The organism is Paenibacillus sp. 2KB_20, from assembly GCF_052115765.1.
Lineage (GTDB): Bacteria > Bacillota > Bacilli > Paenibacillales > Paenibacillaceae > Paenibacillus_AQ.
Map to the genome: position 1 here is coordinate 194479 of NZ_JBFRHH010000001.1, position 19354 is coordinate 213832.

The 19354-nt window shown below is 49.9% G+C and carries 24 protein-coding genes; 4 read left to right on the top strand and 20 right to left on the bottom strand.

Going from position 1 to position 19354, the window contains the following annotated elements; translation table 11 throughout:
• Positions 1-3: 3 nt before the first annotated feature.
• The 5 genes from AB4124_RS00975 to AB4124_RS00995 form a co-directional block, all read right to left on the bottom strand.
• Positions 4-948 (bottom strand): ABC transporter permease, encoded by a 945-nt coding sequence (locus tag AB4124_RS00975; RefSeq protein ID WP_076325688.1) that lies wholly within the window; start codon positions 946-948, stop codon positions 4-6.
• On the bottom strand, positions 945-1907 hold the full coding sequence (locus tag AB4124_RS00980) for an ABC transporter permease (protein ID WP_098748090.1): 963 nt from the start codon (positions 1905-1907) through the stop codon (positions 945-947). The genes AB4124_RS00975 and AB4124_RS00980 overlap by 4 nt, the downstream gene beginning before the upstream one ends.
• Positions 1904-3415 (bottom strand): sugar ABC transporter ATP-binding protein, encoded by a 1512-nt coding sequence (locus AB4124_RS00985; RefSeq protein WP_441970636.1) that lies wholly within the window; start codon positions 3413-3415, stop codon positions 1904-1906. Before AB4124_RS00985 ends, AB4124_RS00980 begins: the two co-directional genes overlap by 4 nt.
• 156 nt (positions 3416-3571) lie before the next feature.
• Entirely contained in the window at positions 3572-4480 is a 909-nt protein-coding gene (locus tag AB4124_RS00990; RefSeq protein ID WP_441970637.1) for a ribokinase, read from the bottom strand.
• Positions 4481-4496: 16 nt separating this feature from the next.
• Positions 4497-5513 carry a LacI family DNA-binding transcriptional regulator gene (locus AB4124_RS00995; protein WP_430105643.1) on the bottom strand — a complete coding sequence of 339 codons (1017 nt, stop codon included), beginning with the start codon at positions 5511-5513 and terminating at the stop codon, positions 4497-4499.
• 1378 nt (positions 5514-6891) lie between these two features.
• Between AB4124_RS00995 and AB4124_RS01000 the strand changes: the two genes are divergently transcribed.
• From AB4124_RS01000 to AB4124_RS01015, 4 genes are all read left to right on the top strand, one after another.
• Positions 6892-7644, top strand: a complete 753-nt coding sequence (locus AB4124_RS01000) for a MerR family transcriptional regulator (RefSeq protein ID WP_441971609.1) — start codon at positions 6892-6894, stop codon at positions 7642-7644.
• Between the two features lie 6 nt (positions 7645-7650).
• Complete coding sequence (locus AB4124_RS01005; RefSeq protein ID WP_430105644.1) at positions 7651-8013, top strand: DMT family transporter; 363 nt, start codon at positions 7651-7653, stop codon at positions 8011-8013.
• Positions 8013-8327, top strand: a complete 315-nt coding sequence (locus tag AB4124_RS01010) for a DMT family transporter (protein WP_441970640.1) — start codon at positions 8013-8015, stop codon at positions 8325-8327. Before AB4124_RS01005 ends, AB4124_RS01010 begins: the two co-directional genes overlap by 1 nt.
• Before the next feature lie 156 nt (positions 8328-8483).
• Positions 8484-8954: a DinB family protein gene (locus AB4124_RS01015; protein ID WP_441970642.1), complete on the top strand. Its 471-nt coding sequence runs from the start codon at positions 8484-8486 to the stop codon at positions 8952-8954.
• Positions 8955-9023: 69 nt separating this feature from the next.
• On the opposite strand, the gene AB4124_RS01020 is transcribed toward AB4124_RS01015, so the two are convergent.
• The 15 genes from AB4124_RS01020 to AB4124_RS01090 all read right to left on the bottom strand — a co-directional run bounded on the left by AB4124_RS01020 (position 9024) and on the right by AB4124_RS01090 (position 19059).
• Positions 9024-9254 carry a hypothetical protein gene (locus tag AB4124_RS01020; RefSeq protein WP_430105647.1) on the bottom strand — a complete coding sequence of 77 codons (231 nt, stop codon included), beginning with the start codon at positions 9252-9254 and terminating at the stop codon, positions 9024-9026.
• A gap of 181 nt (positions 9255-9435) precedes the next feature.
• Positions 9436-9639: a hypothetical protein gene (locus AB4124_RS01025; RefSeq protein WP_441970644.1), complete on the bottom strand. Its 204-nt coding sequence runs from the start codon at positions 9637-9639 to the stop codon at positions 9436-9438.
• A 229-nt stretch (positions 9640-9868) separates the two neighbouring features.
• Entirely contained in the window at positions 9869-11152 is a 1284-nt protein-coding gene (locus tag AB4124_RS01030) for an MFS transporter (protein ID WP_441970645.1), read from the bottom strand.
• Between the two features lie 404 nt (positions 11153-11556).
• Entirely contained in the window at positions 11557-11817 is a 261-nt protein-coding gene (locus AB4124_RS01035; RefSeq protein WP_430105658.1) for a hypothetical protein, read from the bottom strand.
• Positions 11781-11942, bottom strand: a complete 162-nt coding sequence (locus tag AB4124_RS01040) for a glycerol-3-phosphate responsive antiterminator (RefSeq protein ID WP_430105659.1) — start codon at positions 11940-11942, stop codon at positions 11781-11783. Before AB4124_RS01040 ends, AB4124_RS01035 begins: the two co-directional genes overlap by 37 nt.
• Before the next feature lie 20 nt (positions 11943-11962).
• Positions 11963-12838 carry a metallophosphoesterase family protein gene (locus tag AB4124_RS01045; protein WP_441970648.1) on the bottom strand — a complete coding sequence of 292 codons (876 nt, stop codon included), beginning with the start codon at positions 12836-12838 and terminating at the stop codon, positions 11963-11965.
• A 4-nt stretch (positions 12839-12842) separates the two neighbouring features.
• On the bottom strand, positions 12843-13151 hold the full coding sequence (locus AB4124_RS01050) for an HAD-IA family hydrolase (RefSeq protein WP_430105663.1): 309 nt from the start codon (positions 13149-13151) through the stop codon (positions 12843-12845).
• A gap of 419 nt (positions 13152-13570) precedes the next feature.
• Positions 13571-13969 carry a VOC family protein gene (locus tag AB4124_RS01055; RefSeq protein ID WP_441970649.1) on the bottom strand — a complete coding sequence of 133 codons (399 nt, stop codon included), beginning with the start codon at positions 13967-13969 and terminating at the stop codon, positions 13571-13573.
• Positions 13970-14140: 171 nt separating this feature from the next.
• Positions 14141-14293 carry a hypothetical protein gene (locus AB4124_RS01060; RefSeq protein WP_430105667.1) on the bottom strand — a complete coding sequence of 51 codons (153 nt, stop codon included), beginning with the start codon at positions 14291-14293 and terminating at the stop codon, positions 14141-14143.
• A gap of 37 nt (positions 14294-14330) precedes the next feature.
• Entirely contained in the window at positions 14331-14753 is a 423-nt protein-coding gene (locus AB4124_RS01065; RefSeq protein ID WP_430106789.1) for a YciI family protein, read from the bottom strand.
• A gap of 122 nt (positions 14754-14875) precedes the next feature.
• Positions 14876-16141 (bottom strand): RNA polymerase sigma factor, encoded by a 1266-nt coding sequence (locus AB4124_RS01070; RefSeq protein ID WP_441970651.1) that lies wholly within the window; start codon positions 16139-16141, stop codon positions 14876-14878.
• The gene (locus AB4124_RS01075; RefSeq protein ID WP_441970653.1) at positions 16138-16572 is read right to left on the bottom strand and encodes a YciI family protein; all 435 of its coding nucleotides are present in this window, start codon (positions 16570-16572) and stop codon (positions 16138-16140) included. Before AB4124_RS01075 ends, AB4124_RS01070 begins: the two co-directional genes overlap by 4 nt.
• Positions 16573-16695: 123 nt before the next feature.
• Complete coding sequence (locus AB4124_RS01080) at positions 16696-17358, bottom strand: DUF998 domain-containing protein (protein WP_430105671.1); 663 nt, start codon at positions 17356-17358, stop codon at positions 16696-16698.
• A 16-nt stretch (positions 17359-17374) separates the two neighbouring features.
• Positions 17375-18181 carry an alpha/beta fold hydrolase gene (locus AB4124_RS01085; protein ID WP_430105672.1) on the bottom strand — a complete coding sequence of 269 codons (807 nt, stop codon included), beginning with the start codon at positions 18179-18181 and terminating at the stop codon, positions 17375-17377.
• Between the two features lie 305 nt (positions 18182-18486).
• Positions 18487-19059: a dihydrofolate reductase family protein gene (locus tag AB4124_RS01090; RefSeq protein ID WP_441970656.1), complete on the bottom strand. Its 573-nt coding sequence runs from the start codon at positions 19057-19059 to the stop codon at positions 18487-18489.
• Between the last annotated feature and the right edge of the window lie 295 nt (positions 19060-19354).

Sequence of the window (19354 nt, forward strand, 5' to 3'; positions counted from 1 at the left end):
GTTTCACTCTCCATTGAATTTTTTGTTTCCTACAGCAAGCAGAAGCAATGCCCCTAATATGACTGCCTGGTAAAGCACGGATACACCTAACAGATTCAATCCATTACGCAAAAACACGATGATCAGCAGCCCGACAAATGTGCCTGAAAGACTCCCCCTTCCTCCAAAAATATGTGTGCCCCCTATCAGAGTCGCTGTAATGACATCGAGCTCTATATTGGTACCCGATGTTGCCTCTGCGCTTGCCAGACGCGACACCAGAAATATACCCGCCAAGGCCGAAAACAATCCGCTAAGCATAAAGAGGATAAACCGGATGCGTACGACCGAGATACCTGAGTAGCGGACAACCTCTTCATTGTTGCCAATGCCGTACACATAAGTGCTGAATCTTGTTTTCTTCATGACAAAGCTGGCCAGAAGGAACATCACCACTAGGAAAATCGCATTAACCGGAATGCCGCCGACATACTGCTGGCCCATAAAGTAGAATGCATCCGGAAAGCCGCTAATGGGTCTGCCCTGATTGATTACGTAGACCAGACCCCGCAGCATCACGAGCATGCCAATGGTGACGACGATCGCCTGCATGCGGTGCCTTGCGATCAGATAGCCGTTAACCGCCCCGCACAGCAAGCCAGCCAGCAGCCCAATGATCACGCTGATCCATATATCGAGGCCCCGCTCAAAGGCAACTCCCATACTTACAGCGGAGAAAGCGAGAATTGAGCCTACCGAAAGATCCATGGCACCGGATATGATGATCATGGTCATCGGTATGGCGATCAGCCCTACTTCAACCATCTGGTTCAGCACATTCATAAAGTTGGTGACGGTCAGGAAATAGGGAGACAAGAAGCTGAACAGCACGATAATGACGAGCAGCAGCAGCATTTGAACGATCAGCTTATTTCCCCTAAGCGGGAACCGGCTTGTCCATGTACTCATACCAAATCCCCCTCTTTTCCTTTGTTTTGCCTTATACGCTGCAGCGTATTAATGACAATTGCCAGAATAATCAGAAAACCGGTTGCAGCATCAACCCAGAACGGAGAAACCTTGGATATAATGAGCCCGTTTTTGACAATGCCCATAAAGAGCACACCCAGCATCGTTCCGGCTATGGTGCCGACTCCTCCAAAGATGCTTCCCCCGCCGATAAGAACGGCTGCCATGACTTCAAACGCTAAACCGCTGCCTGCTGTCGAGGCTTGCACACTGCCTACCTTTGCTGCGAAAATAACCGAGGCGATCCCGACTAGCAAGCCGGTTAATACATAGACCTTAAACTTGGTTCGGGCTACGCTGATTCCCGCCAGCTTGGCTGCTGGTCCATTCCCGCCAATGGAGTAGATTCTTCGGCCCTCACGGGCGAATTTCATTAAATAAATGAAGACCGCGATAAGAATGACGGCTATTAGCAGCGGGAAGGAAATGCCGAGCAAATACCCTTGTCCGAAGAATCGAAATCCTCCCGGAAAGTTCGTCATCCAGGTTCCTCCGCTGATCCCTACCGCAATGCCTCTGAAGATATACATGGTGGCCAAGGTGACGATGATGTCCGGTATTTTCCTAACCGCAATGAAATAACCATTGACCATGCCGCATAGAACCCCGATGCATATCCCCATAGCGGCTGCAATCCATGGATGGATGCCATGGCTGAGAAACAATCCGACAGAAGTCGCTGTCACTGCCAGCACGGAGCCGACGGATAAATCCATGCCCCCCAGCAGAATGACCATCGTCATCCCGATCGCCACGATGAACATGGAGATGTTCTGATCCAGAATCAGCCTTATATTTTCGAATTGCAAGAAGTCAGGAGATATAATGGAAAACAACAGCGTAACGAGAATGGTAAATAAAATAATAGGCGCTTCATGCACATTTAGTAGGCGTTTCATATGCGTCCTCCTTCTGAAAGCGGATGTGAAGCACGCTGCAGCAATTGTTCCTGATCAGCCTCGCCATGTGCAAATTCATGCACGATCGTGCCTTTGTATAGCACCAGGATCCGATCACAGAGTCCAATCACCTCCGGCATTTCGGACGAAATCAGCAGGATGCTCAAGCCTTCCTGGGCCAGTTGATGAATAATATTGTAGATCTCCGCCTTCGCTCCGACGTCAACTCCCCGGGTCGGCTCCTCCAGAATAAGAATATCGGGATTCGCTGCAAGCCATTTGCCAATCACAACCTTTTGCTGGTTGCCGCCACTCAGAAAGTCTACGCTTTGGCCATCGTTGGGCGCTTTTATTCGAAGCTTCTCCATATACTCCTTGCTCATCTCTTTAATCCGCGCCTCGTCCAGCACCGTATACTTTGAAAGCTGCGGCAGCATCGGAATGGACAGATTTTGCCGAATTGACATCGGTTTAATGATGCCTTGACGGTGACGATCCGGCGGAACATAAGCAATCTTTTTTGCTTTGGCCTGGCTCGGATTATTGATTTTCACCGCTGCGCCACGAATAGTGATTTCACCCGTTCCCCGCTTTAGACCGAATAAACGCTCGGCAATCGTGTGCGTGCCCGAACCCGGAACGCCGAACAACCCTAATATCTCTCCTTTTCGCAGCTCAAAAGATACACAGTGTGCGGAATCGAGCGACAACTGCTCGACCTTCAGCACAACCTCTTGATCGTGCTTCTTCTCCCTGACCGGATATAGCTGGCCAACCTCTTTGCCCACCATCATTTGAATCAAGCTCTGTTCGGTAACCTCTTCGATTCCTCGGGTATCAATCTTGGCTCCATCCCGCAGCACCGTTACCTTATCCGCAATTTCAAATATTTCCTTCATGCGGTGAGAGACATACACGATGGCTACGCCCTGCGCCCGGAGCCGGTTGACCACATCAAACATTTTTTTCACTTCGTTTTCCGGAAGCGCCGCTGACGGTTCATCCATAATGAGCACATCCGCCTGAAAAGACAGCGCTTTCGCAATTTCGATTACTTGCTGGCTGTGAACGCCAAGATGCCGGACCTCCTGGCGGACATCAATTTCACCTCCCCCTATGGAATCAACCAAACGCTGCGCCTCGTCATACATTTTGGACCACTGTATCCGGCCGAATTTGCCCACCATTTCCGGACGGTCGATAAATATATTTTCCGCGGCTGTCAAATTAGAAAACAAATTGAATTCCTGATGGATAATGGACACTCCTTGCCGCTGGGCGTCAAGCGGGTTGCCGAATGTCACTTCTTGGCCCTTCAGTCTGATCGTTCCTTGCGTCGGTGAATATACGCCGGACAAAATTTTCATCAACGTGGATTTCCCTGCTCCGTTCTCCCCCATAAGCGCATGCACTTCGCCCGGATACAGCTCAAAGTTAACATCGGATAACGCTTTGACCCCTGGGAATTCCTTGCTGATGCCTTCCATTTTCAAAACCGGATGCCTCATCGTTCGACCTCCTATTCACCTTACTAAGCTGCTTTTTGGATAACTTTAACAAGACTAAGCGTTAAATCACCAAAGTCTAAGAATACAGGTGTCCCTTTCCAGGAAAGAAACCCCGTATATTACCTTTTTTTATAACGGTCTTATTAACCTATTGTTCTACACCGTAAGAAACGATTGTACCTGTTCTTCTGTCGGAATCGAGCTTTGGGCACCTGGTTCAGATACAGCCAGCGCCGATGCCGCTGTCGCGTAGCACAGACAATCGCGCAGCTCCGCTCCCGTTACATATTTGGCTGCGAACGCTCCGATGAAGGTGTCTCCGGCCGCTGTCGTATCCACTACGTCAACCGAAAATGCAGTTAATGTGATTTGCCTTCCGGATTGGTCCATATAGATAGAGCCTTTGCTTCCCAAAGTAATAATGAGATGAGGAATGCCGTCATTAAGCAGTTTCTTTCCGGCCTCCAGAGCCTGGCTGCTTCCTTCAATACGGATGCCACTCAGCTCCTCCGCCTCGACCTCATTCAGAATGAGGAAAGTGACCTTGCTCAGTTGGCTCTGGTCAAACCCGTCAATTGGAGCTGGATTCATAAATACCGGAATACGTTGTTCTGCCGCTTTATCCAGCACCCTTTGATTGGCTGCCGATGATATTTCATTTTGCAGCAAAATGACGTCGAAACCAGAGAGGTCCAATTTATCTACCTCGTCTGCACCATACCTTCCATTAGCGCCTGAGGATAAAATAATGTTGTTCTCGCCTGCTCCATCGATTGTAATCAAAGCAAGCCCCGTCATACACGGCTTCTCGATAACATGATCAAGATCAATCCTAGCCTCCGCCAATTCCCTGCGTATGTCGACCCCAAAGGAATCCGAGCCCAGTGCACCCGCCATAGCGACCGAAGCTCCGGAGCGAGACGCGGCAACCGCCTGGTTAGCCCCCTTGCCCCCAATAAAGAAACGGGTCTCGTTGCCTTGTATCGATTCGCCGGGAATGGGGTGACGCTCAACCTGTGTGACAATGTCCATATTCATGCTGCCCACTACCAAGATTTTCGCCATAGCTCTCCCCCCAGTATTACTCCTTCAGTCTTTTGACTGAGCCGAATTTCTTCAATTCAACATCCAATATCATTTTTTTCAGCTTCGTCCGCTCTTTAGGCTCTCCCTTGATTTTTTGAATGAGCATTTCCGCCGCTTGAATTCCCATCTCTCTTGTCGGTCTGCTGACCACGGTCACTCTTGGCTGCACGAACTGGGCAAGCTCGTTATCATCAAAGCCAATTAAAGAAATATCCTCTCCGATTCGGAGATTCAAATCGCGTATCGCTTTAATCGCACCCGTACAGATGACGTTGTTAGCCGCAAATATAGCTGTCGGTGGCTGCTCGGATTGCATAAGCTCCATCGTAAATCGGTAGCCGTCCTCTTCCAGCCAATTCCCCTGCTTGTGATAGGCAGGATCGGGTGTCAGGCCGCTCTCATGCATAGCTTGACGATATCCCCAATAACGGTCCTTGCCATCGTTAAAATCATGCGCCCCATCTATAATGGCAATGCGTTCATGACCATAGTCCACGAAATGCTTGGTCGCTTCGTACGCGCCGCGGAAGTTGTCGATTAAGACACCATCGTGGCCGCAATCGTTGATATAACGGTCGACAAGGATGGTAGGCTTGCGAATGTTCCGGTAAAACTCTGCATCCTTATGCGTACCGATTAAGATGATTCCATCCACATTTTTCCCTAGGAAGCTTTCAAAAAATTCTTCCTCCTCTGCCTCATCGCTATTCGTGGAGACTACTAGAGTAAAGAAGCCTTCCTTCTTGGCCACCTCTACCATGCCGCCAATGACTGCGGTGTAGAAGGGATTCTGAATCTCCGGCACCACGACGGACAGCATGTTGGTTTTTTTATTGACCATCGATGCAGCCATCGTATTCGGAACGAAGTTCATCTCTTCTATTATTTTGAGTATTTTCTTGCGAGTGGCTTCACTTACGCGATCTCGTCCATTCATCACTCGGGATACCGTAGCTACAGATACATTTGCTTGCTTGGCTACGTCCTTAATTGTAATTTCCTTGTTCGTCATAGCCACCCCCCTTCCTTTAGTTTAAAGTCATAACGTTTTCTCAATATTTCCCTTTGATAATAAACGAAATGAGTTCATTTCCCACTCTAAAAATGTAAACGTTTACGCAATTTCTGATTTTATTGTAGTTCATGATCAATCAGATTACAATAGGTTTTTTTCGAAAAATCAAAAAAATAAAACGGTTACATTTTTAATATCTAACATTAATGTGTTAGATATTTGTTTGGTATTTAACTTAAATTTTAATATAACTTTGTATTTGTGGCATATATTATAACATTAAATCAAGTCTTTCATTGGTATCGAGTAAACATTAGGAAAAATCATACAATTTTTATTAGAATCTAACCTGTCAGCCACTCCTCTAAAAACCAGAAGTGATTTAACCCATTGTTTCCTAATTTAAGACTCCTTTTTTCCAATCAATTCCTTGTTAAAACGTTTACGCAATTTGCTTCAAAATGCGCATTGATAATGTAAATAAAAAAATGCCTGGGGGACAATCAGGAATAAAAACCTGAATGTTCACAAGGTCAATGGAAGTATGCCGCGAAAAAGTGCTACGTGTATACGCACAATCCGAACCTTTTCTCCAATAATGAAGTGTCATTTGTCAATACCTCTGCTGATGAACTAGTAAAACAAATATGGGCAGATCGATCAGGGAATATATGGCTGATGGGTGGTGGAGAGATCACTCGTGAGTTTCTAAATAAGAATTCTAAAGTAAATTTACTTTTAGAAAGTTGTAGTAAAGTCGGTGACAGTGATGTCCTAAGAGGAGAGTAGTTTATCGCAAATAAAATGGTTGAAAGTTGTTCGATCATGAGTGTAGAGACTCTTGATATCGACGTCTCCACCTTGATTGAGAAATTGGAGGAGGGCGAATTAGAAGCCCTTTTCCACCACAAAATCCGAATATCCATTATTAATAATGTCCGGTGGGAGCCAGTTTGTTCACGCTTCCGCCCATGAAAAATAAATGGTCTGCTCCACTTTCCAAGGCGCCATCCAGGCGATCGACCGATCGCAATGCAAAACAGTTCAACACTCTTGCTATTAAAACTAATCTGCCCGTTCAACGCCGCCATTGCCTCTGCGGGGATCGGGGATTTCTCGGAGAAAGCCCAACAAGTTTTCATTCATCTTCGTTCAACTTCCTTTTTTTGAGTTGAGCAATCTATTCAACAGTGCCCCATTCTTTCCCTTTCATAGCATTAACTTCGTAAGCGATTGCCATGAAATTCATCCATGCCTCTTGACTCTCACCCTAACGTAAGGGTTTAAAATAGACTTAGTTCGTAGCAAGAGGAGGTATGAAAAAATTTATAAAATTGGACAACTGGCCGAGAAAGCCGGTATTTCTATTCGGACGCTGCGCTATTATGATGAATTGGGAATTCTAAAACCCTCCTATGTGTCGGAAGCTGGTTATCGGTACTATAACCATGAAAACATCATGAAACTGCATCATATTACCATGTTGAAGCAGCTTGGCTTCACGCTGCCACAAATTCGCACCCTGTTTGAAGAAGAGGCCGGATGGTCCCGTGCAGAACGCTGGACGCATGAAATTCGCTTGCAGCTAAACATGATTGATAAGGAGAAGAAAAGGCTCGCCATGCTCGAACGCATGCTCCATACAACGCTCCGCACGATCGAACTACGGGAGGATATTCTGGCAGAAGAGCTGCTCCTATTCATCCACTCGCTTCAAATGGCGGAAGGCGAGAACGCAGCGAATTCCGTTCAGCGTGAAAATCGCCGCAAACAATTTACTTCCGATGAGCTACCGATCATCGAATCGCTGCCGCGACTCGATTCAGACGATCACAGGGCGGATGAATGGATTCACTTGCTGCGGGATATTCGCGATCACCTCGGGGAGCCGCCGAATTCCCCGAAATCGAGGCAACTGGCGAAGCGGGTGCTAGAATTAGGGGAACGGTGGTTCCAGGGACGGGAGGATGTACAGGAGAAGTATTGGGATTGGATTCGTCCCGAGCCTGGGGCCAAGGAGAAGGTTCTTGGCTTGGATGAAGCTACCATGGCGTACATGGACAGGATCGTAGACGTATATTTGCGGGAGGAACAGACTGCCCCATTGAATGAACATGAAGGGAAGTGAGCGTAGTTGAACGAGCAAGTCAAGTGGAAGAAAACTCGCAAGCCAATCACTAAAAACAAGGCATGGGCTTATGTCGTGATTGGAGGCGCTCTTGAAATTGTCTGGGCCTCCGGATTTAAATATGAAGTGATTCCTTCTATCATCGTGCTGATTGCGTTATTGACAAGCTTTGACCTTGTGATCGAGGCAACCAAGATTTTGCCTGTAGGCACAACCTACGCCGTCTTTGCCGGCATTGGTACCGTCGGCACAATCGGCGTAGAAGCCTTTTTCACCGGCGAGTTGAGCCTGCTTAGAATCGGCATAATCTTGCTGTTGCTGCTGTTTATCTTCGGGTTGAAGATGACAAGCGGAGAGGAGCGATACTGATGAATTGGACGTTGCTCATCTTCGCCGGATTGCTCGAGGTCGTCGGTGTCATTGGAATCAAGCGCGTATCCGTTCGCAGCAATTGGATCAACAACCTCATCCTCATCTGCGGATTTGCCGCCAGCTTCCTGCTGCTGCTCAAAGCTCTGGAGACCATTCCGCTATCAACCGCTTACGCCGTCTGGACTGGGATTGGAACCGTTGGTGCAACCATCTTGGGCATGTTGTTTTTCAAAGAATCCAAAAACCCGCTTCGCCTATTGTGCATCTTGGGTGTCATCGGCTGCATTATCGGGCTTCGGCTGGTGGAATAATGGGAGGCGCAGGGGAGGAATCAATAGGGAACTTGCCGAAAAAAAATAATTTAAGGTGACTGATTATCGTTTAAAACCAGACAGTCCTTTGTTCTATAACGAAAAATAACAGGATCAGTTGCCTGCCGCATGAATAATGCTAGAGGAGAGGATTGGATGGAAAAGTTGATGGAGGATTACAGCGAGGACTATGCACTGTTGCGAGCAGCTGTCGAAGGACTGTCTGAAAAAGAGTTGCATTTCCAGCCCTCACCTGGCAAATGGAGCATCCATCAGATTGTGATCCATGTGACGGATGACGAAATTCTGTCGACACATCGGTTGAGAAAAGTCTTGGCGGAAGAAGAACCGCTTCTGCTCTCATTTGATCAGGAGGCCTGGGTGGATAACTTGGGGTATGAACGGTTGAACCGCGACCAGCACCTGCTGTTGTTCCAGATGCTGCGGGTCAGCATGTTGCCACTTCTGGAAAATCTGACTCTCGGCCAACTTGAGCGAGTCGGGAAGTATCCCGATGGAGTGCGGTACACGTTCAAGGAACTGTTGCAATTGCGCGTCCAGCATGTCCGTGACCACCTCGCGCAGATCGAGCGGGTAAAGCAGGCCTATCGGAGGGCTGGTGCATAAACTGCGTTAGGCAAACAAAACCAGCGGCAATTTAAGACTCTATGCTTAAGGTCTTAAATTGCCGCTGGTTTATTTTCCATCTTTCTCATTTCCTCGTTTGAAATTCCCTGTCACTTTTGCCATAACTAACTGAATCTCCAGATAATCTTTACCATCGATTGAACTTAAAAATTTCTCACTTGCCTTGCCGGTGAGTATGGCTACTTGTTTCCCTTTCCAATAAATAAAGACTTTATGATCTTTGGTTATCTTATAAGTAAAAACTTCTTCAAAAAATCGATTTCGTTTATCCACGTTCAACTCATCACGCCCTTTCTGCCGACTTCGGAAGCTCTAGTTGCTAGGGTAATCAACATAAATGACATCTTGCAACTCCTCCTTGGTTCCTATTCGCCCCACCTGGCTGGCGAAATGCTCCGGGGACTTGTGTCCTTCGACATCGACGACAAACGGCGGTTCGTGAAGCGCCAGCTTCTTTATATCAGCCCCGGCCGCTGCCGTCTGCAAAAGCCAGAACCGCCCCGGAAGACAAGCCCCAGACATAAGCCGAGCCGCCTGCTTCGTTAAGAATCGCCTGAAGGTTCCATCTCGCGCTCGATGGCATAGGGCGGCGTACTCCGCTATCGCTGCGGCCGCGGCGGTCATAATTGTATACCGTAAAGCGCTCGGACAGCAGCCGAGCCAATTCCACCTGCCCTGGAAATTGGTGATGGCTTTTCAGTTGGGCAGAGTGCTCTGTTACCGCCTAAGATGATAGAGAATGCGAGTATTGCCGCCGCTTTTTATTTCCCATCGATATTGAAGAGAAATATATTATGAGGAAAAATTCATCGCATCGACGCCTATATGCGCTATCTTTTGTTTACATTTGAACAATAAAACAACCTGAAAAGCCTAGCAATTCAATGACGAGGTCACCCCGAAACAGCCTCCGAATGTTCCAACTGTTGCTGGCGTCTCGTCTCCAGCTTCGGCAAGACGCTAATATAAAAGACGGCGACGATCAACATAACGGTTCCCATTCCGTAGAAGATCATATCCACGTTGATAAACCGCGGGAACGTAACTGCGATTATGCCTAATGTCGCGGTTTGAGCCAGCATCATCAGCGGATTAATCCAACCTTGCACCCGTCCCATCAGTTTCGGATCAACAATTTGAGGCATCCATCCGCCGATCGCTACATTAATTGGACCCAAGGTTAAACCGATACAAAAAACGAGTATATAAAGGGTGAATTTCGATGGAGTAAATCCGGCGAATACGATCAGAGCACCAGCAAGCAGAATACCGCCGATTAACATTTGATACAGCTTGACTTTCTTAGCCAGAAACGTCGCAAACACACTTCCCGCCATGATCGAAATACCGAACAACATAGATAGCACAACCATGCTATTCTCATAGTTGATCGGGTCGAGCTTATATTTGGTCACATACATAAACAGTACCGAGAAGCCTCCATTCACAATACCAAACAGGAAAAAACCTAAGATGATCGACAACAGCAGTTTATTTTGCAAAATATAGATCAGCCCAGCTTTAAAATCGCTGAGGACATTGCCGAAGTTAAGCTCCCGCCATGTTGTTTTGCCATTCGGGCAACGTACTTGTTCACTCATTTTGCAGGTGCGGATAAAACAGCCTGAAACAATAAAAGCCAGCGCATCAACCAATATGGCTCCCTGTATACCGATAAAGCGATAAAAAAACAAACCCAATGCCGTACCGAACAACATAAAAACGCTCATGACCATCTGGTTTAATCCCGCCGCTGTCGTATATTCGTCTTTATGCAAAACTCCTTGCACCATGGCGGCTTCAGCTGGAGCAAAGAAATTGGAGACCGCACTCCTTAAAAATAAGAAGGCAAAAATGAGCGGCATCCACCCCAGCGTAACGGCACCCAAAAATGTTAATGAAAGCGCAGCACTGATCCAGTCGCTGATCGCTGCAACCTTCTGCCGGTCCATCCGGTCAGCGACCACCCCGACAATAAAAAAGACAAACAGCGTTGGCAGCGAATACATCATTTGTGTTAACGTCGTATAAATCGGTTGTGCCCCGAAACGCTCAAGCAAATAAAAAGCGAAGGCACTCATGCCGATCTCCCTGCCCATTTGCGAAGTCAACGTCGCCGAAAATAGCCTGCGGTAATTATCGTTTCGAAATACTCCAAGCGTACTTTTCTTTTCCATTCGTTTTTCCCTACTCTCTGGACTTGAGTCGCTGCCAACCCCCATGCTCGAATTCATGAAGATCACCCGGTGCCTGCATGACGCCATCCAACGTAACGAATTGCTGCATGATGATTTTCCCCATTTTTATATCCATTCTTTCGTGTCGTGCGGTCGGTTCCAAAACGCTACGCACCCCTGAATTCCCTTCATCCAAGTTCAGCTAAAATTTCGCCGCTATAAAGGCTACGAACGAGAGAAGGGCAAATCGACATCCCTGCCATTATTTCTGTGACAATCTTCTGTCTATTGCTACATCGGTATGCGCGCTGCTCCGAAGATCTCGTAAGATCAAGCCAGAAGCAAAAGAAAGGTATTACTTCAAATCAGGAATGTCCACGAGAAAGGAAAACCAGCGATTGACCTTAGTCGCCGGGATAGATCGGCAAATTCCGTCGTAGAGCGGCACGGATATCGACGATTTTCAAGGCGGTGCGCCCCCTTCCTCCTATGCGATTTTCCGCAATTATATAACCAACCGCCGCCGGAAGTAAGGCCGCTCGCCGCCAGGATGGCGTCTTCCTCCAGGGCACGGAAACGGCGGCCGCCCCCTCCACGGGAACGTCCGCCGCCTTCATGCCCGATCCGATCAAGCTTGCCGCAAATCCTCGAACGAGAGTCCCCACAGCGACGGCTCGCTGACCGACAGCGAGGTGGCTCCGGCGTTCAGCGCGGCCACCGCCTCCTGTTGCGTTTGAATGAGGCCGCTGGCGATGACGGGACGTTGCCCGATTTGATACAGCAGCGACATCGCGGGATGCTCCTTTCGCTTCAACGCAGCGGAACGAGGCGAACGATCCGGTATCCGCCTGCGAAGCCGGCCTGCGTGACATATTGACACGAGCCCCGGCCGAACGCGTCCGCGTGGGCGAAATGAACGTGCCCGCAGCACACACCCATCAAGTTACCGTGCGGATTGACCATGAGCAAGTCGTAAAAAGCCCGGGTGGCGGGGGTTGCGTCCGCCACCTTCCATCGCGCCTGCTGCTCGGGATCCCAGCCTTCAGCCGCCATCATGATCGGCGAGCTCCAGTCTTTCACCACATCGCCGAGCAAGCTCGGAACGTAAATCGGGATATGCATGAACAGTAGCGTGGGAGCGCCGCCGGCCAGCCGCTTCTCCACGAACGACAGTTGCTCGTCCGTGATCTGGTACGTACTGTTGTCGACCGCGAGCAGGTCGACCCCTTGAAGCGTCAGCGCCCGAAAAGCCGGATCGCCCTTCGTCAGCCGGTCAAACTTCGGGTACTGGCCCTTGCGGGTCTCCTCGCTCCAGGGCTCGAACGGATATTCCCAGTCATGGTTGCCCGGCGTATACAGGTATGGGGCCTGAAGCGCCTCAAGACGTCCGGTCAAGTAATCCAGGTTCCCCAGCGTGGCGCCATTCACCGCGTCGCCGGTCAACGCGACGCAATCGACCGCATGCTCATCGGCGTATGCGAGCGCCCGTTCGAAACGGTGCCGGGTATCGAGCGCGTCGAGGCCGTATGCGCGAATCGACTCGACAAGCGCGCCCGCGCCTTCCCGATCGTCCGTCTCGTTCAGATGGCAGTCCGTCAGGTGAAAAATCGTCAGCGGACGCGCCAGCCCCTCCACTTCGATGATCGCCTGCTTGTCGCTTGAAGCGAGAAGATGATTGAACTTCATTGCCTCAGCCTCCTAATAAGTGATGGATGTCCGGCAAATGCCGAACGATCAGGTCCGCGTCCGGATGCGAGCTTGCCGAAAATGCGGCTGCCGATTCGTCCAGCCCGCTAAGCCACGCCGTAAGCATGCCGGCCCGCTTCCCCCCGACGATGTCGGTGCCGTAATTGTCCCCAACCATGACGCAGCTGCCGGCCTGCCAACCGCCTAGCTCCAGCGCGTACCGAAACAGGTGAGGCTCCGGCTTGCCCGCGAATTCCGCGCGGGCGCCGACGGCCGCTTCGATCGCCGCGACAAGCACGCCGGTCTCAGGCACGCTCGCCCCGCCCGACCCGGGATGGGGCCGGTCGGCGTTAGCGGATTGGGATCCAGTGCGCAGATTTTGAGTTTGGTTCTCATGCTTCCCTGCGAGATGTCTCTTGTTTCACAAGGTTAAGCGCCAAATGTCGCAGGATATTCAGATTTTCGGCACCATGCCCGACGCGCCCGACTCTCATCTTCGCGCATCACGGTGTCCAAGACCCAATGCACCGTCTTGTGTTGGTCGCCTATTTGCCGTTCCGAAATGATCATGCCGATACCGGCAAGATTGTGCTATTGCATTTTGTCTGGCATCAGTCGATCTCTTCCGTCACATAACAGGTTCGTGTCCCAATACGGCCGTGCTCCCTGGGAAAGCACCTCTTGTTCCAAACAGTCTTCTTGTAGATCGAGAATGGCAGTGTTGAAATTAGATTAACCTTCCTGCGAGATCTTCCAGTTGATCCCGTACTTGTCTACGACCTCGCCATAGTGCGCTCCCCAAGGCCCTATTTCCAACGGATAAGTCTGCGTACCGCCCTCCGCGAGGTTGGCATAAGCTTGCCTTGTCGCTTCCAGATCACTGAAGGTCAGTCCGAAGGCGATACTGCCATCCGTGCCGACCTGACCGAAGGCTTCGGACAGAAACAGTACATTCCCCCCGGCTACCGACAGCACCATGTGCATCACTTTGTCCTTGATCTCCTCAGCGGCGTCAGGCAGCTGGCCGTGTGTCATCACGGATTGAACCTCGCCGCCCAATGCTTGGATGTAAAACTCGGCTTGTGCTCTTGCGTCTGTCGAAACGATGTACGGAGTTAACTTTGCATTCATTTGAATCTTCCTCTCATGGTTTGATTTGTGCCAGGATTACAGATGATTTATTCATTCCGAGATCCGGCCTCTATTAGGACGACGAACGCAGGACAAGAAAATCGACATGCATGCCAAAGGATAAGTCAATTTCTGTCGTCCATCGCGACTTTGCCCGCGGCGCCTTTACAACTAAAGCGAGCTGGAAGCCTGACTGAGCAGCGATACTAATTGTTCTGAATCAAACGTCTCCCCTTTGCGCAGCTTCAATGTTTTTCTTTCCGGAGGACCATCGAACATGCCTCCCGGGAACGCCTCGATAAAATCGGTTACCTCCTGATTCATTCTTCATACGCTCCTTTAAAATTGAAAGTTGTAATCACTATAATCTTCTTAGCATGTCGAGATGATCTTGCAAATCAGCTTCCATGGTCTGCATGCCAGATTCCGACAGTGAATTCACATTCTCTTCCAGCCCTCGTATTTCAATCGTACACTCGCGGCCCGCTGGAACCGGCATCCGAAGTGCCCATTTCAGAGCCTCGTTCTCTGACCTTACATCAATCACCGTGTATTCCGCAATGAGCTCCTGATCTGCCTGAAAAGGGCCGGCCTGTATCTCCGGCTCCCCGCCAGCAGGCGGATAATATATCCTTAATCCGCTAGAGCTGGGGCGAAGCTCTTCGGCGGCTAGAAGCGCACCGACTCTGGCCAAAGACTTCTTGTACGTCATCATCGCAGCGACTTGTTCCTGACTTTGATTGACCCCAGCCTCCGAGTACCCGGTCGCCTTGACGATCAACATAAATCGCAATTGGGTTTCCTCCTTCCGTGGGAAGCTGACTTGAACAGCAGCCCGCAGCTGCTATCCTCCTCCCTACTAGCACGACGAACGGGAAACCCCGTCATCGACATAAGGAGAAAAAATTATTTGGATGTACCCAACCCGCATTCAGTTGCCCGTTGAAGCAAAAGTTCCCGCTCCCGGGTATTTCGGGTCATCGATGCAGCGCGTTCAAATTCTGCCCGGGCTTCATCGTACCGCCCCAGTTTCGTAAGAAGATCGCCGCGAACGCTTGGAAGCAAGTGGTATCCCTTTAAAGAAGGTTCGGTATTCAACTCGTCGACGATCTGCAGCCCGAAGGCCGGACCGAAAGCCATGGATAAAGCAACCGCACGGTTTAATTCAACGATGAGCGAAGGCGCCTTCCTCGCAAGTGCTTCGTAAAGGGCCGCAATGCGAATCCAATCGGTCTCAGCTTCGGAACTTGCCTGGGCATGACAAGCGGAAATCGCAGCCTGAAGTGAGTAAGGCCCTAGCGGCTGTCCCAGCTTTCGGCTGCGCTCCAGCGCCGCCAATCCGCGGCGGATCAGCAGTTGATCCCACTTCGCACGGTTCTGATCCATGAGAAGGAGCGGTTCTCCGCTCGCGTTAACGCGAGTTTTCAACCGCGATGCTTGAATCTCCATAAGAGCAACCAGACCGTGGACTTCCGGTTCATGAGGCGCGATTTCAGCAAGAATGCGTCCCAGCCTAAGCGCTTCCTGACATAACAGCGGCCGAACCCATTGATCCCCGGAAGTTGCTGAATACCCTTCATTGAACATCAGGTAAATGACCTCGAGTACTGCGGACATGCGGTCTTTAAGTTCCTCCGCCGTAGGTACCTCAAAAGGGACCTTCTCGGCATTGAGCGTTCTCTTTGCCCGGACAATCCGCTGGGCGACCGTAGACTCGGCAGTGAGGAAAGAACGTGCGATTTCATCTGTTGTAAGCCCGCATAACAAGCGAAGCGTCAGCGCCACCCGAGCCTCCTGCGATAACACCGGATGGCAGGTCATAAAGATCAGACGAAGGAGATCGTCACCGATCTCTCCGTCTAAAGTAAGGTTCTCGTCATCCTCCGTATACAAATCCATCGTGCGGGCGACTTCTACATACTTCTGATCGCGCAGCTTGCTCCTTCGCATAAAATCGATCGCGCGCCGCTTCGCCGTTGTCATCAGCCAGGCACCCGGATTATCAGGAATGCCTGTCTCCGGCCAACGTTCAAGGGCAATCACCAAGGCATCCTGGGCCAGATCTTCCGCGAGACCCACGTCCCTTACCATTCGCGTCAGTCCCGCGATAAGCTTCGCCGATTCCATTCGCCATATGGCATCTATGGTTCGATGTGTCTGGGACGAATTCACGCTTTTTTCTGCCCCTTGACTTGCTTGCGAAGGGCCGTTTCCTTGGCCAGCGTTTCGGGATTCTCCATGAGGTCCTCCGCTTCGAACACCTGTCTGAGCTCAATATCACCCTGCCCAAATCCATGCGGATCCGGCATACGTAGTGCCCATTCGATCGCTTCTTCCTTCGATTTGACCTCAATCAGCGTATATCCGGCGATCAACTCTTTTGCCTCCGTAAACGGACCATCCATCATTTTGGGCTTGCCCCCAGGCTCCGGATAAGAAATCCGGATTGCGTTTGAACTTGGCTGCAATCCATCCGCCGCCAACAGCACGCCGGCCTTGACCAATTCTTCGTTATACTTCTGCATGGCATCGATCAACTTCTGGCTAGGCATGACTCCCGCCTCTGAATCGGTTGTAGCTTTGACAATTAACATAAATCTCATAGGTCGATCCCTCCTAATTTTATGGCGATTTCCTGCCGCGATGTTAAGCGCATAACCTAATGCAGATCGATCTCGCCATGTTATGTATCAAGTAGCAAAATTCACTCTTTACTCTTGGTGAATCTAAACCTGAAGAGCTTCGGCACGTAATCTAGCGGAAAGAACCGAAACCCAACCGAAAGCAACAATTCCGGCGCACCCCATGATAACGCCAATCCAACTAGCGATACTCGAGCCAATCATGATAAGCACAGGCGCAAGAATACAAGATGCAATACAATAGATACTCCAACCACGTTCGCCTTGTATAGCAAACCGACGTGCAAAGACAATGCTTGCTACAATTAGACAAATAAATGCTGTAAAGAACGCCACGGAATGAAGTGCTGCATGGCCGCTCATCGATGTCGGCATTTCCGCAGGGGCACCTGAGGGAAAGCTGAGGCCAGGATCCGGGCGAAACAGACCTGCCATGAACATGCCAATCCCATAGATTCCAATGAGCAACGAACCCCACGTGCCTCCCATACGCCCTCGAAGTAAACGTCGCACTCCAATCGCTGCACAAACAGCAAGCAATCCTGTAATGAAGAAATTAGCGCTTTGAATCCATCCCATATCCCCCAACGTAAGGGTACTGATGGCGTGTCGCCTGATATCGAATCCTGTACGTGTAAACGATTGAATAATGGCTACTACGTAGAAAAGAGGTGCTGAAACAACCCCGCCCATCAGAAGCAGACGAATCGCCCTTGTATTCCGTTTGTTTGTAAACATAATAATCATCTTCCCCTCTCATTGTTCAATTTATAAAGAATGCTGCAAGCTCAGATGAGATCTTTTTGGTATCGAGTTTTTTGGTATGACCAAGTCCCTTTTTGCTCAGCAGCCTTGCATTTGGAAGTATTCCCGCTAGTGCTTGGGCACCATGTCGCAACGCAACCGGACTCTCCGTTCCTTCAATCACAAGGGTTGGCATCGTAACTTCATCCCACAATTTTTCAGGCAGTGCCTTTCCATCCATATATCCATCGAGCAAGGCTGCGTCGTAAGGAAGCGTATGGGCAACAGCCATGAGATTGGACCACACGCCTGGCATCACGCGCATCAAACTGACCACAAATGAAGGCGCACCCATCCCCTTGGTCATAAAATACTTAATGGCCTCGCCTCGGCGATTCGAGGATATAAGCACTGAAACCTGCTTGACGAAATCTTCTGGCGGCTTGTGACCCGCATCATCGACTACAAAGGGTGGTTCATGCAGAGCGAGTTTCTTAATATTTGCCCCCGTCGCTGCTGTCTGCAGAGCCAGAGCCGCCCCAGATGACAATCCCCAAACATAGGCCGAGCCACCGGCCTCATCGATCATGGCCTGAAGATCTTCCATCTCGCGTTCGATGTTATAAGAGGGTGTATCTCCGCTATCGCCGCGGCCGCGGCGGTCGTAATTGTAGACGGTGAAATGCTCTGACAACAGGTTAGCCAGCTGCACTTGTCCGGGGAATTTGCGATAGCTGAACGCACCCGCAACCAGAATGAGTGACGGCCCCTGGCCAACTTTATCATAGGCAATCTTTGTACCGTCCTTCGAAGTTACTATGTGCATCGTCATGTCTCCTTTTCAGTTAAACCTGATTTATTTTGAGGTTCTCCCCTGCCCTCGCGGGCAAATATTCGAGCCTCTATTCAGACGACGAACAGATAACGGCGAATTCGACACACTCGCAAAATTTTTTTATGGTACCGTATGCACCCGTATTCTCCTTAGCAGTCATTGCGAATGATATTACTGGATCAACCAATGTGTCGAGCCATAATCCTCATCTGAATGGGCAAAAAGACGTCTCCATCTCCACTTTCGCAACGATGATGGAGACGTCTTTGGTTGGATGAATTCAGATGGCTTTGTTGTTAATTGCCTATCTCGGGCTGGTAGATGTGAATCGAGACACCTGATCTTAGCGTTTTGACGTCCATGAGGCGCATAGTAGCCTTCTCGCTTCCCTCTCTGAACAGCCGTTGTCCTCGACCTAAGATCACAGGGTGGACCCAGAGCCGGTATTCGTCGATGAGATGATGCTTCATCAGCGTTTGTGCCAGATCGCCGCTGCCTACGACCAGCAAGTCTCCTTTGAGCTCCTGCTTGAGTTTCGCTGCTTCTTCGGCCGCATCGCCATGGATGATGGTGGTATTCCAATCCGCATGGTTCAGAGTTCTCGAAGCCACGAACTTCGACATGCCGTTCATCCGATCGGCCAGCCCCTGCATGCCGGTCGCTGATGGCCATGTTGCCGCGAAGCTCTCGTAAGTTTTACGCCCCAGAAGAAGCGCTTCAACCGCGTGGGCCTGCTCGACAATGAGTGCCAGGTGCTCCTCGCCAACATATGACCGCTGCCAGCCCCCATACTCAAATTCATAGAGATCGCCAGGCGCCTGCATGACTCCATCCAACGTAATGAATTGCTGCATGATGATTTTTCCCATTTTTATATCCGTCCTTTCGTGTCGTGCGGTCGATTCCAAAACGCTGCGTATCCCCCGAATGTCCTTCATCCAAGGTCAGCTGAACTTCGCCGCTATTAAGACTACGAACGGGAGTAGGGCAAATCGACATCCCTGCCATTTTTTCTGTGGCAATCTTGAATATAGTGATATAAAACGACCTCAACCTATGTAATGCCCCCTCTGTCAAGACACGAAACCGAAGAAAATAAAGCTAAGTCTTCCCCCGTTCGTTTGGTAGATTTTAAGAAGCTTTCGATGCAGTCGACAGTTCATA

Coding starts and splice junctions, on each gene's coding strand:
- AB4124_RS01060 (WP_430105667.1), bottom strand. CDS start 14,293: ATGAATCAGGAGGTAACCGATTTTATCGAGGCGTTCCCGGGAGGCATG.
- AB4124_RS01015 (WP_441970642.1), top strand. CDS start 8,484: ATGGAAAAGTTGATGGAGGATTACAGCGAGGACTATGCACTGTTGCGA.
- AB4124_RS01065 (WP_430106789.1), bottom strand. CDS start 14,753: ATGTTGATCGTCAAGGCGACCGGGTACTCGGAGGCTGGGGTCAATCAA.
- AB4124_RS01045 (WP_441970648.1), bottom strand. CDS start 12,838: ATGAAGTTCAATCATCTTCTCGCTTCAAGCGACAAGCAGGCGATCATC.
- AB4124_RS00980 (WP_098748090.1), bottom strand. CDS start 1,907: ATGAAACGCCTACTAAATGTGCATGAAGCGCCTATTATTTTATTTACC.
- AB4124_RS01075 (WP_441970653.1), bottom strand. CDS start 16,572: ATGAGATTTATGTTAATTGTCAAAGCTACAACCGATTCAGAGGCGGGA.
- AB4124_RS00995 (WP_430105643.1), bottom strand. CDS start 5,513: ATGACGAACAAGGAAATTACAATTAAGGACGTAGCCAAGCAAGCAAAT.
- AB4124_RS00975 (WP_076325688.1), bottom strand. CDS start 948: ATGAGTACATGGACAAGCCGGTTCCCGCTTAGGGGAAATAAGCTGATC.
- AB4124_RS01080 (WP_430105671.1), bottom strand. CDS start 17,358: ATGATTATTATGTTTACAAACAAACGGAATACAAGGGCGATTCGTCTG.
- AB4124_RS01085 (WP_430105672.1), bottom strand. CDS start 18,181: ATGCACATAGTAACTTCGAAGGACGGTACAAAGATTGCCTATGATAAA.
- AB4124_RS01055 (WP_441970649.1), bottom strand. CDS start 13,969: ATGAATGCAAAGTTAACTCCGTACATCGTTTCGACAGACGCAAGAGCA.
- AB4124_RS01040 (WP_430105659.1), bottom strand. CDS start 11,942: ATGTCGCTGCTGTATCAAATCGGGCAACGTCCCGTCATCGCCAGCGGC.
- AB4124_RS01010 (WP_441970640.1), top strand. CDS start 8,013: ATGAATTGGACGTTGCTCATCTTCGCCGGATTGCTCGAGGTCGTCGGT.
- AB4124_RS01090 (WP_441970656.1), bottom strand. CDS start 19,059: ATGGGAAAAATCATCATGCAGCAATTCATTACGTTGGATGGAGTCATG.
- AB4124_RS00985 (WP_441970636.1), bottom strand. CDS start 3,415: ATGAGGCATCCGGTTTTGAAAATGGAAGGCATCAGCAAGGAATTCCCA.
- AB4124_RS01030 (WP_441970645.1), bottom strand. CDS start 11,152: ATGGAAAAGAAAAGTACGCTTGGAGTATTTCGAAACGATAATTACCGC.
- AB4124_RS00990 (WP_441970637.1), bottom strand. CDS start 4,480: ATGGCGAAAATCTTGGTAGTGGGCAGCATGAATATGGACATTGTCACA.